Origin of the sequence: Phenylobacterium sp., assembly GCF_031425575.1 — a bacterium.
Lineage (GTDB): Bacteria > Pseudomonadota > Alphaproteobacteria > Caulobacterales > Caulobacteraceae > Phenylobacterium.
In genome coordinates this window covers 1-12,260 of the sequence record NZ_JANPJP010000369.1, presented here as the reverse complement: position 1 = coordinate 12,260, position 12,260 = coordinate 1, and the positions used below count along the sequence as shown (strand labels likewise).

General features: G+C 67.7%; 9 protein-coding genes. 3 read left to right on the top strand and 6 right to left on the bottom strand.

The genetic code is table 11. The features are described from left to right. Positions 1-244 precede the first annotated feature (244 nt). Positions 245-1,612: an HlyD family type I secretion periplasmic adaptor subunit gene (locus RMO97_RS20935; RefSeq protein WP_310542935.1), complete on the bottom strand. Its 1,368-nt coding sequence runs from the start codon at positions 1,610-1,612 to the stop codon at positions 245-247. After that, a complete protein-coding gene (locus tag RMO97_RS20930) occupies positions 1,609-3,339 on the bottom strand; it encodes a type I secretion system permease/ATPase (RefSeq protein ID WP_310542934.1) in 1,731 nt (576 codons plus the stop codon). The genes RMO97_RS20935 and RMO97_RS20930 overlap by 4 nt, the downstream gene beginning before the upstream one ends. Positions 3,340-3,581: 242 nt before the next feature. Between RMO97_RS20930 and RMO97_RS20925 the strand changes: the two genes are divergently transcribed. Beyond that, positions 3,582-4,346 carry a DUF6270 domain-containing protein gene (locus RMO97_RS20925; RefSeq protein WP_310542933.1) on the top strand — a complete coding sequence of 255 codons (765 nt, stop codon included), beginning with the start codon at positions 3,582-3,584 and terminating at the stop codon, positions 4,344-4,346. A 12-nt stretch (positions 4,347-4,358) separates the two neighbouring features. Here the strand turns inward: RMO97_RS20925 and RMO97_RS20920 are convergent, their stop codons facing one another. The 4 genes from RMO97_RS20920 to RMO97_RS20905 all read right to left on the bottom strand — a co-directional run bounded on the left by RMO97_RS20920 (position 4,359) and on the right by RMO97_RS20905 (position 9,379). Further along, positions 4,359-5,528, bottom strand: coding sequence for a hypothetical protein (locus tag RMO97_RS20920; RefSeq protein ID WP_310542932.1), 1,170 nt, complete (start codon positions 5,526-5,528; stop codon positions 4,359-4,361). A gap of 1 nt (position 5,529) precedes the next feature. After that, a complete protein-coding gene (locus tag RMO97_RS20915) occupies positions 5,530-6,393 on the bottom strand; it encodes a hypothetical protein (protein WP_310542931.1) in 864 nt (287 codons plus the stop codon). A gap of 65 nt (positions 6,394-6,458) precedes the next feature. Continuing rightward, entirely contained in the window at positions 6,459-7,484 is a 1,026-nt protein-coding gene (locus RMO97_RS20910) for a hypothetical protein (protein ID WP_310542930.1), read from the bottom strand. Beyond that, entirely contained in the window at positions 7,481-9,379 is a 1,899-nt protein-coding gene (locus RMO97_RS20905; protein ID WP_310542929.1) for a hypothetical protein, read from the bottom strand. The genes RMO97_RS20910 and RMO97_RS20905 overlap by 4 nt, the downstream gene beginning before the upstream one ends. Positions 9,380-9,512: 133 nt before the next feature. On the opposite strand from RMO97_RS20905, the gene RMO97_RS20900 reads away from it, so the two are divergent. Continuing rightward, entirely contained in the window at positions 9,513-10,544 is a 1,032-nt protein-coding gene (locus tag RMO97_RS20900) for a hypothetical protein (protein ID WP_310542928.1), read from the top strand. Between the two features lie 4 nt (positions 10,545-10,548). Further along, positions 10,549-12,260: glycosyltransferase (locus RMO97_RS20895; RefSeq protein WP_310542927.1), on the top strand; the 1,712-nt coding region annotated here is incomplete at its 3' end.

Below are 12,260 nucleotides of genomic sequence, written 5' to 3'. Positions count from 1 at the left end.
TCGAAATTATAAGTCGCCATGAGTCTCTCCAGTCATGTGTCACACGGACCGCCTGAAAACGCCTGGCCACCTATGCCGAATGGCGCGGTCCCAGGAAGTCCTTACCGTCCGCCATAACATGGTCGTGGCGAAGGTTAAACGAGCCCGAGGAAGACGTATCGGAACCGTCGAAAATGCGCAACAGTAAAAACGGCGGGAAACCAGGCCCTTCGACAGCGCTTGGGAAGGACGGTTCGCCCTCTCGTCAATCTTCCCTCAGGGAGTCCCTGATCGTGTCGGTCAGCGGGCTGACGACATAGGATAGAATCGTCCGCGTCCCAGTGACGATGGAGACCGACGCCGGCATCCCTGGGCTGAGCTTGGCGCCCTTGGGCAGCTTGGCCAGCTCCTGCGGCGGAATGCGGACGTCGGCCCGGAAGTAACCCTCGCCGGTCTTGGCGTCGCTCAACTGGTCCGCCGAGACCGCGATCACGTCGCCCATCACCGGGCTGACCTTCTGGAAGTTGAAGGCGGTCAGCCGCACCTGGGCCTGCATGCCGACCCGCACATTGTCGATATCGGCGGGTTTGATCCGGGCCGTGACGATGAGGGGCGCGTTGGCCGGCACGATGTTCATCAGAACCTGGCCGGGGGTGATCACCCCGCCGACGGTCGACGGGCTCAGATCCAGCACATAGCCGTCGGCCGGAGACCGCACGATCGAATGGGTGAGGACCTGGCTCGCAGCCGTGAGCCGCGGCGAGACATCCGACTGGCTGGACTGCATCTGGCGCAGGCCCTCGGCGGCCTCGCTGACCCGCTGGTCGCGCAGGGAGTTGAGCTGCAGCCGCGTCTCCCCCTTCTGCTGACGAAGGCGGGTGATCTCGGCGTTCAGGGCGCCCCGGCGTCCGGCGAGATCGGCCAGGGTCCGGTCGTAGCGCAGGATCAGGGTCTTGGGCGCATAGCCCTTCTCGTACAGGGTTTGGTAGCCGGCCAGCTCTTCCCTCGTCAGGCGGACGCTCTCCTCCAGGGCGTCAAGCTGGGCCTGCACGCCGGAGATCTGCGATTCGATCTGGCTCTGACGCTGGTTCAGCACGTCGGCCTGGCTGTCGAAGAACTGTAGCCGCGTAGAAAACAGCAGCTGCTGATCCTGGATCAGGCCCGCCACCCGCGGATCGGCCAGCCGGCCGGTCAGGCTTGCGGGAAAGGAAATGGCGCGGCGACCCGTCGCCTCGGCTTCGAAGCGGGCGCTCTGGGCCATCAGGGCGTCGGACTGATTCTGGAAGACATCGACAGACGCGCGGGCCTGGACGTCATCGAGCAGCAGCAGCGGCTGGCCCAGAGCCACGCGCTGACCCTCGCGGACCGGGATCGCCTTCACCGTGCCGCCGATCTGGTGCTGGATGACCTTGCGGTTGGCTTCCACGCGCACCAAGCCGGGCGCCAGGATGGCGCTGCGGATCGGCGTCACGGCCGCCCAGAGCATGATGGCGACCACGAAGATCGCGACCACCGCGGCGCCGATGATCATCGGCTGCTGCAGCTTACGCTTCTGGTCCGCATCCAGGGCCAGCTCGGGGCCGCTGAACACGGGGGTCACATAGGATTTTGCCGGGGTCACGTCGCGGGTCATCGGGCCGCGCCCACGGCTTGGACGGCGGCCGGCTGGGTGAAGCGGGCCATCACCTGGTCGCGCGGCCCAAACAGCTCCATCCGCCCCTCACGGAGCACCAAAATCTTGTCCGCCGACCGGAACAGGTTGGGCTTGTGGGAGACCACGGCGATGGTCACGCCGGCGGCCTTCAGCGTATCGAGGGCCTTCAACAGGGCGTCCTCGCCCTCTGCGTCCAGGCTTGCATTGGGTTCGTCGAGGACGATGAACGGCGGCTGGTTCAGCACGGCTCGGGCCAGGCCGATACGCTGGCGCTGCCCGGCTGACAGGACGTGGGCGTTCTGGCCCAGGTCGGTGTCATAGCCGTTCGGCAGACGAAGGACGAGTTCGTGAACCCCGGCGATCTGGGCCGCGGCGATCACCTCGGCGTCGGTCACGTCAGGCAGGAAGCGGGCGATATTGTCGCGGATCGTCCCGGCGAACAGCTCGGTGTCCTGCGGCAGGTAGCCGACGTTGCGGCCGAAGTCCTTGCGGTCCCAGGTGAAGACGTCGGCGCCATCGAGACGGATGTTGCCGTTGTTCGGCTGCCAGATCCCCATCATCAGGCGGGCCAGGCTCGACTTGCCGGCGCCGGAGGGCCCGATGATGCCGAGCATTTCCCCCGGTTCGATCTTGAATTGGATGGCCTGCAGGACAAACTTCTGCGCCCCGGGCGGCGCGAAATTGACCCCTTCGACCGACAGGCGGCCGGTGGCGCGGGGCAGACCGGTGACCGGCTTGGCCTGCTTGTAGTCGCCGAAGGCCAGCATCAGGCGATCAAAGGCCCGCGTGCCCTGCAGCATGCCGTCCCAGGAGCCCACGAGGCGATCGATCGGCTGAAGCGCGCGGGCGGCCAGGATCATGTTGGCGAACAGCAGGCCCGCGTGGATCGTGCCCTTCACCACCAGATAGGCTCCGACGGCGATGATCAGGACCTGGACAGCCTGGCGCCAGAACTTGCTGATATTGGAATAGGTGCTGGCGACATTGCTGGCGTCGGCGCTGCGGCCCATGGTGGTCTGCCGGAACACGGCCCAGCGGCCCCCCAGGGTTTCCACCATGCCCATGGCGCGGACCACTTCGCCGTTGCGCAGGGCCGCGTCGGTGAAGGCGTAGCTGCGCAGGGCCGCGTCGTTGGCTTCCTCCAGCGCCGGCCGCGTGGCGCGGTCCTGCATCAAGGTGATGGCTATCAGGAACACCGCGCCCACCAGCGTCACGACCCCGACCAGGGGATCGATGACCCACAGCACGATCAGGAAGACCGGCATCCACGGCAGGTCGAAGACCACGCCGAAGGTGGGCCCGGTCAACATTTGGCGGAAGGCGTCGAGGTCGCGGAGGGCCTGGGACCGCATGGCCGGATTGCCGCGCGTGACGCCGTCGAACAGGGCCGAGAAGACGTGGCCGGACACCCGCTGGTCCATGACCAGGCCGTAGTTGATCAACACCTTGGCGCGATAGTGGTCGATGACCCCGGAGACGGCGAAGGTGAACAGCACCCCGAAGGTGATCACCAGCAGGGTGGGAACGCTGCCGCTGCTCATCACCCGTCCATAGATCTGGAAGGTGTAGAGCGGCAGGGCCATGTAGAGCAGGTTCGAGACCAGGCTAAACCCGGCGGCGGCGGCCAGGGAGGGGTAGCCCTCCCGGATCGCACGTGTCAGCGGATTGTCCGGTTGGTCCGCCGACAACACTTTGAAAATCTTCATGGGCGCCAGGCCGTCTCGTTACTTGCGGGCGAAGGGTCGCTGCGCCAAATGAAGTCGCAGACGCCGACTGCCGAGACAGACGGCGGCATGAGCGCGCGAGAGATGATCGGCGCCCTCCGGTATGTCAATGCCGCACGCCCGTGGCGGGCTGGCGCGGGCCGCAGTTCGGCTGTCCCGCCACGCGTGCGGGACGACCTGTGATAAGAAGCATCGGGTGTCGGTTTGATGGGAGACGTGCCTGAGTGGCCAGGGTGGCGATAATCGGTAGCTGCATAACGCGGGATTTGTGGCCGATCCTTGGCCAGTCGCCGGCCGACCTGCTGTACATCTCGCGCACCAGCCTCCCAAGCCTGTTCGCTCGGCCGCTCGGCGGCGCCGAGGTGGCGCAGGATCCGCCGCCGGGCCTGGGGCGCCATCAGCACAACGCGGTTCGCGCAGACCTGAAGAAGTCGGCCCTGGCCACGCTGCTCGCTCACCGTCCCACCCATCTGATCTTCGACTTCATCGACGAACGCTTCGACCTCTTGGCGGTGCGCGACACCGTCGTTACGCACAGCTGGGAACTGGAGGTCAGCGGCTACATGTCTCAACCGGCCTTCTCCCCTGCACGGATCGTGCCGCGCACCTCGGCGCAATGTGACCAGCTCTGGCGTGACGCAGCCCTGGAGCTGACGGAGTTCCTGAAGACAACGCCTCTAAGGGACACTCGGATCATTCTGCATGAATCTCAGTGGGCCGAGCGCTACCTGGACCGCATGGGCCAGCGACAGACCTTCGACCAGGACGTGATGATCTTCGACGGCAATATCGGGAGCCTCGACGCCCACAACGCCTTGCTGAACACCTATCAGCAGCGTTTCGCCGCCCTGACCGGCGCGGCCCGGGTGAGCGCCGAGCCAGGTTTGGTGCTCGCCGATGTCAGTCACCGCTGGGGACTGAGCCCCTTTCACTACGTCGCTGACTACTACCGCGACGTCTGGCGACAGCTGAAGACCCTGGGGCTCTAGTCCAGGCGGCGATCAGGCGTCGTCGGAGAGGGACGCCCAGTTCTCCAGGGGGGTCAGGCGAAGATCGGCGGCCTCGTTGACCAGGGGCTGGGCCACGGTCCAGGCGCCGCCCTGCAGATAGTCGGTAAGAGGATCGACATCGTCCCGCAGTTCGCTTCCGCGGAGCGCCATGTAATGGGCGGCGTCGAACCAGGGACACGGATTGCGGCCCTCGCGCCCGCCGGCCAGGACGTAATGACTCAAGGCCTCGAACCCTCGGGCCGCAATGTCGGGATATTGCTCGCGATACCAGGCAGGGTCGAACAGCCGGTGGGGTTTGAGACCCCGCGCCGACCCCACCGTCACATAGTGGACAAGGGCCGGGACCTCCGCCTCGTCTCCGGTCAGCCGCCCGCGATACCACTCAGCCTGGAACAACGGATGGGGGCTGAGGTTTAGCCGCCAGCCCTCACGAAGATAGTGCGCCAGCGGATTTTCTCCGGTCTGGCCCAGCTCCGGGGTCTGGGTGACATAGTGGTCAATGCTGAACAGGGGATGCGGGTCGCACCCTCGAGCGGCGCCGACGTGGACGAAATGCTCAAGGGGCGACAGGCCGGTGGCCGCCAGATCCTGGGCGTTGCGGCCTACGTAGAAGTCTCGGTCAAAGAGCGGATGCGGCGATCGGTCCTCTGACCAGCCCCGCGTGATATAGTGGACAAGCGGGGCCAACCGGCCGGCCGCGACGTCCGGATAGGTGGAAAGGTACCAGGCCTGATCGAGCAAGGCCGGGGGCTGGGCGGTCGGGTCGGCTCCGCGTCGCGCATAGGCCGCCATGGCGCTGAAACCGCCGCCGGCGCTGGTCCAGAGCCCCGAGCGCGCGATCACCAGGGCCCCGCCCATCGAGCGCAGGCGGACCAGAGCGCGGTCGAGGCGACGCCTGATGCGGTTGCGGCGATGTTCGCGCACCGAAAGCACGGCCGCCGCGCGATAGGCCCTCACCGCCGCGGCGCGGCTGTCAGCCTCGGCGCGGGCCACCGCCAGCAGGGCGTCGACCAGGGCCTGGGTGAGGCGTGAGCGGGTGATGGCCTCGGCGGCCTGTGCCCGCTGCACCTCCTCGCGCAGCGCCGCATGCCGCAGGGCCAAACTCTCCATCTTGGCGAAGAGTTCGGGGCCGTCGTCAGGGGATTTGGCGGAGCCGGTCACGTCAGAGCGGGGGGATGACGGGCATCTTCAGGTTCGAGAACCCGTTGTCCAGGTGCTCGATCTCCAGGAACCCGGCCGAGCGGCCGAAAGCCTTGTAGATCGAGAAGGTCTTGGCCATTCCCAGGGTCGCCGCACTCTCCAGCGGCGAGACGAAGCTCACGTCGCGGTCCAGCCAGTGGGGTTGGCGCATCCAATAGTCGAGCTGATCGCGGGTGACGGCGAAATAGCCGGCGTGCGGATTCTGCGCCCGGCGAAACACTGTCTGCCGGCCAAGCGGCGCGCCATACACGACGTCCTCGTCCGGGACATAGCCGTTCATCCGATCAGCCGCCTCCCGGCTCAGGTCGCCGTCGATATAGGTCTTCAGGGTCGGCGCCCTGCGGTTCCACTCGATGCGGTTCGGTAACAGCACCCGCTGCGGGCCGTAGGTCTGGTTGAACCAGATGATCTTGGAGAAGAAGGTCGGATCGTTGATCCGCAGATCGTCCTCGGTGAAGACGAACAGGTCGTACTTGCTGGCCTGCTGGGCCATGATCTGCTGAGCGCTGAACCCCAGCGTGCGTGGGTTCTCAAGATCAAGCTTGGCCACCTTCACGCCGTAGCGCCGGCAGAAGTCGGGGGTCAGCAGGTGCTTCTCGCCGGTGGTCACGGCGACAATGTCGATTTCATCGTCCGAGCCCACCCCCGGCTGAAAGCACTTGGTGCCCACGTGCAGGGTGGCCGAGACGCCGAACTGGCCGCGGTAGGCGCAGATCACTTCCTCGATGGCGCGCAACCGATCGTCCCGCTTCCGTTCGCTGGTCGAGCCGTGCCGGGAGTTGGCCTCGGCTGAGAAATAGTGGGCGATGGTGACGAGGATGCGCATCGAGAAGCCTGGCGGGAAGGGAGCGGCACGGTAGGGAAGCGGTGTGGACGGCGCAAGCTGGCGCCCTATCGGGCCAGGCCCTCATTGGCGAGCCAGGCGAGATAGCCCGCGGCCTCGAAGGGGTCGGGGAAGGCCGCCTGCAGATCAGGTCGAGCCCGGTAAATCACACGGTGAGGCTTGGCGATCGCGGTTCCGTCGCTATAGGCCTCATAGGCCCAGTAGCGGTCCGGGATGATCGGATCGGTGGTCTTGGCCACCTCCTCCTTGTACCAACGCCAGATCTCGTAGACGGCGTGGTTGTCGCCCGCATAGCGCTTGGTCATGGCATCGCCGGTGGGCCCCAGCTTGGTGAAGTGCCAGAAGCGCAAGAGGTGGCCATTGACGGTGATCGCTCCGTCTTTTCCCACCGCGACCTGACGCTTTGAAAGGTTCCAGCTGGCCACGTTGTAGCCGGGGTCGCGCACCACCTTGACCTTGTCGAACAGGGCCGGGACGTGGTCGCACCAGCGCTGGTCGACGAACAGACCGTTGGGGATGTCGTCGTAGCAGAAGCTCAGCAGCCGGTCGTTCCACCATTGGCCGAACCGGACCCCCTCTCCGCCTGCCTTCACCATCACGAATCCCAGATTGAAGATGCCGGTTTTCGAGGCCGAGAGATCGTTGTCGAGGATGGCTTCCAGCTCGTCATTGGCGTCGAGCAGGTGCGGGGTCAGCAGGATGTCGTCGGTTGCGAGCATCTCTTCCAGCGGCGTCAGGCTCGTGAAGAGGGCCGTGTCGGGGTCCAGATAGACCACGGCGTCCGCGCCGGCCGCCAGCGCCTGGTGCAGGAACGGGCCCTTCACAGCGGTGCAGACCTCCACCACGTCGTGCTTGAAGAGCCAGGACTGGAAGTCCGGAATGCCGAGATCCTGCGCATAGACCACCCGGTCGAAGGGCTCGCTGGCCAGGTCCAGGTCGAACCCCGGCGGCGGCGCGTCGGTGATCAGCGCCACCCGTTCCCAGTCCGGCTGATGGACCTTGAGGGTCTGGAACAGCACCCGGGCGCGGTTCAGATAGGAAAAGGTGAAGCTGGAAAAGCAGACGACCTTCACGAGGCGGGCTCCAGGTCGGCGGTCAAGTTGCTGAACTCCATGTCATAGAGAGGCGGGCGGCGGCGCGCCCGCGCCAGATTGAGGATCTCGCCGCTCTCGAACATCGCGGTGAGTGCGGCCTCGCCGTCCAGAACCAGGCCGTGGCCGCCCTCGCGGGTGAAGGCGGCGATATTGCCCGAATCCGGTCCGGTGATGATGGCCGCGCCGGCGGCGGCGGCCTCGTAGGCGGTCAGCGAGAAGGTCTCCAGGCAGAGGGACCAGATCATCGCGGCGTCAACCTCCAGGCGCACCAGTGAGTCGCGCATGGCCATGGGCTCGGTCGCTGTGGCCGAGACCGGGTGATGTTCCACGGGCAGGCCACCGACTCTCGACTTGCCCAGGTGAAGGAAGACGTAGCGTGGGTCCTTTTCGAAGGTGATCGCCAGTTCGACGAAGAGCGGCCAACCCTTGTGCAGGGACGGCGTTCCGGGGAAGGCGAGCCGGAACGGACCGTCGCGAGGCGGGGTGGTCTTGGCGCGCACGGGAGTCAGGCGGGCCAGCGGCGCGACCTGAGCATCCACGGGGTCCATCCAGTCGGCGCGGCGCCAAGTGTCCATGACCACCTGGGAGGGAGAGACCACGGTCAGGTCCAGGTAGCGGAACAGGCGGGTGTGCTCGTCGATGTGGCGCTGCCGATAGGGGCCATACACGCAAATGCCGCAGGCGGCGCTACCGGGCGGCGGCGCGCCGCAGTTGGCGATATTGTTGCGTAGCAGGTGGACCCCCGCGCAGAGGCTGGTGAAGTCATGGGTCCAGTAGTGGCCGGCGTTGGCGCCGGCGATGCGCACAACATCGATCACCTCGCGACTGGAATGGCCCAGCATCGAGTGGATGGCGAAACTGCGCGCGCCCTCGCCCCAGTCGGCCAGGGCGGTTCGCAGGCCGGCGATCAGCACCTCGGGACGGAAGGCGCCCACTTCCACCCCGTTCCAGAGGACTCCGAGGGGCGGCCCGTCGAGGCCGGTGGAGACGATCGGCCAGGGCGAGGCCGGATAGACGTGGAGATGGTCACGGCCCAGCTCGCCAAATCGTGCGGCCTCCCGCTGAACGCTGGCCTGCACCCCGCCGACCACCGCGGCGTAGTTGTCATGGCTGAAGGTGATGTGCAGATCGCGGCGGCCCGAGCGTGATGGCGCCAGGCCAGTGATCAGATCGTCAGCCTCGCTCAGGTCCACCGCGCGGGCCCAGGCCTCGCAGTCGGCAAGGCGTTCCTGCAGCGGCCGCAAGCGCGCGACGGCGTCGTGGCGGAACCCCAGCTGGCGGCGCCCGATTCGCCCCTCGCGGCGGCCCTGCGCCAGGTAGTGGACAAAGGGCTGCACGCCGGCCGCCGCGACATCGGGATTGAGCTCCAGATAGTCGGCCAGGTGGAAGTCACGCGAGGGGTCGCGCCCCTCTTTCCATCCCCGCTGCAGGAAGTGGTCGAGGGGGTCCTGGCCCGAGGCCGCCACGTCGGGCTGGTGGAACAGGTAGTAGGCTTCGTCGAACTCGGTGGCGGCGAGCGCCCGGTCTGCGGCGGTCACCGGAAGGTCGGCCTTGCCGTCACGGGCCAGCTTCCGGGCCACGAGATAGTCCAGGGCCTGGGCCGAGGCGACCGGCTCGCGGCCCTCGCGGCGACCAGCCGTGAGGTAGTGATAGAACGGGTTGGCCCCGCCCTGGGCGACGTCAGGATAGCGGGCCAGATAGCCCGTGGTGGAAAACCAGGGCGCGGGGTCGCGGCCCTCGCGCCAGCCGGCGTCGGCGTAGTGGGCCACCGGATCGCGACCGTCATCGGCGATGTCGGGATAGATCGCGCGGTAGAAGTCGGTGTCCAGGGCCGGAACCAACACCAGCAGGCTACGATCGAGGCCGGCGGCCATGGGACGAAACTCTCCGCGAGGTTGGACCTGTGCCGCAGAACACCGCCTCGATCAACCGCGCCCTTGCGGGCGCGCGCTGGCGGTCATAGAGGCAAGGTTCACGCGCGCCCCCGAAGGCGCCAGATGGGGCCCAATGGCGAGAACGACAACCCGACCGGCCAAGTCCGCGGCCTACCTCGTGTTGGGCATGCACCGGTCCGGCACCTCGGCCGTGACCCAGCTCCTGGCCCTGGCGGGAGCCGAGTTGCCGCAAAATGTCATGCCCGGGGACGAGCACAATGCGAAGGGCTACTTCGAGCCCTGGAAGATCGCCCTGTTCAACGACGCGCGCCTGCGCGCCGCCGGCAGCGCCTGGGACGACGTCTTCGCCCTGCCCTACGCCCCCCTGCCCCAGGCCAATGAGGCTGAGTGGACCGCGCGCGCTCTGGCCCTCTATCGCGAGGAATTCGGCGAGGCCCGGTTCCCCCTGCTGAAGGACCCCCGGGTTTCGGTGCTCGGGCCCATGTGGCGTCACGTCCTGGAGACGGCGGGCCTCACGGCGCGCGTGGTGATCCCGGTCCGTTCGCCCCTGGCCGTGGCGGGGTCCCTAAGCCGGCGCGACGGCTTCCCGGTGGAGAAGTCGGTCCTGCTCTGGTGCGTCTACATGCTGGCCGCAGAGCTCTATTCCCGCGACCTGCCTCGCGCCTTTGTCTCCTATGACGGCCTGCTGGCCGACTGGCGCGGCGAGGTGGCGAGGATCGAGGCCGCTCACGGCGCGGCCCTGCCCCGGATGAGCCCGCATGCGCTGGCGCAGATCGACCAGTTCCTCACCGGGGACCTGCGCCACAACGCCGGACACGGGGACCTTTCAGCCGTGCCCATTGTCGGCCCCCTGGCCAAGACCGTGCATGACTGGTTCGAGGCCGCCGCGCTCGGCCCGGCCCCGCCGCTAGCGCCGCTCGAGGCCGCCGCCGTCCAGATCGCGGAACTGAAGGCCCGGATGGGGGTGTTCGTCTCCCCGGTGACCTCGGCCCTTTCGGCCACCAGCGCGGAGTTGGACGAGGAACGTCAGCAGCGGCGGCGCGAGCGCCTCCACACGCACGAGATCGAAACCGAGCTGGCCCTGCTGCGCCGTGAGCGCGCCGCAATCAAGGCCCAGATCGACGCCATGCTGACCGCCGGCTGATCCCTTGACCAAACACCCCACCAGGAAAAAGGCGGAGAGCGCCGTCGTCGCCAATGAGCTTCTCGCGCGCCGCCGGGTGCTCCGCGCCGCCCATGTCGCCCTGGCCCAGGACCGCTGGACCCGCTTCCGGGCCGCTGCGGCCAAGCGCCATTGGGACCGCGAGCGCGGCCGCCTGGAGCAGCGGTTCGACCTGACCCTGGCGCGGGGCAAGTGGCCGGGCCGCGTGGCCCTGGTGCTGCGCTCCGGACTGTGGACCTTCGGCCTCGACAAGGGGGTCGGACGCGAGGGCGGGGAGACCCGCGGCCTGGTGTCCTATGTCCGCGCGGGCCCGGACTCCAACGCCCACCCCAAGGCCCTGTTCGACCAGACCTGGTATGTCGAGAAGAGCGCCGACCTGGCGGGCACCGCCTGGGCGCCCCTCGCCCACTACCTGGTGGCCGGCGACAAGGAGGGCCGCGATCCGCACCCGCTGTTCGACTTGGCCGACTACCGCGCGCGCCACGCGGTCAAGGTCGCCGCCAGCGGACTGACGGCGCTGCAGCACTTCGTGTTCACCGGCGCCCGCGAGGGCTTCAATCCCCACCCGCTGTTTGATCTGCGCCACTATGTCGGTCAGTCCGAAGAGGTGGCGAAGTCCGGCGAGAACCCCCTGCTGCACTATCTGCGCGAGGGCTGGCGGCTGGGCTACGAGCCCCACCCGCTGTTCTCCGGCGCCTGGTATCTGCAGCAGAACCCGGACGTGGCCGAGCGCGGCATTCCGCCCCTGCTCCACTACGTCACCAGCGGCGCGGGCGAGGGCCGGCCGCCCCACCCGCTGTTCGACACCGGGTGGTACGCCCAGCGATATCGTGACGTCACGGCGCTCGGCGCCAGCCCCCTGGCCGACTTCCTGGCCCATGGCGTCGAGGGCCGCCGGAATCCCAGCCTGCACTTCGACTCCGCCTTCTATCTGGAGCAGAATCCGCAGGCGCCCGAGGACGTCCACGCCATCCTGCACTATCTGGGCGAGGGGGCCTTCGAGGGGGCGTCGCCGGCGCCCGACTTCGACGAGCTCGCCTATCTGATCGCCAACCCCCAGGCCGCCGAGGCGCCGATCTCGGCCCTGGAGCACTGGGCGCTGAGCCGTACGCCCAAGCCAGAGCCAGGCTCCGGTCAGATCCGCGCCGGCGGCTCCGACACCGGCCTCTTCGAACAGCTCCGCGCGGCGCGCACCAAGGACGCCAGCCTCTATGACGTCCAGGCTTACCGCGACCTGGCCGCCGAGCGCCGGCGCATGGACGAGGCCCGCAAGGCTGATGTGAAGGTCAAGCCGCTCAAGCTGATCAAGCTCGCCGAAAAGGATCTGGAGAAGGCCGCGGCCGCTCTCACCTTCACGGCCCCCGCCACGCCGCGCGCCTCCATCGTGATCCCGGCCTACAACAATCTGAAGTTCACTCTGGAATGCCTGGCCTCGCTGCAGGCCGCCGGGGGGCTGGAGAGCGCCGAAATCATCGTCATCGACGACGCCTCGGCCGACGCGACCTCGGCCGTGCTGGCCACGGTCCCGGGCCTGAAGGTCCTGACCAATGCGGAGAATCTCGGCTTCATCCGCACCTGCACCCGGGCGGCCGAGGCCGCCGCCGGCGAGTTCGTCATCTTCCTGAACAACGACGTCCAGGTCCGGTCCGGCTGGCTGGCGGCCCTGCTCTCACCCTTCGATGAGGAAACCGGTGTCGG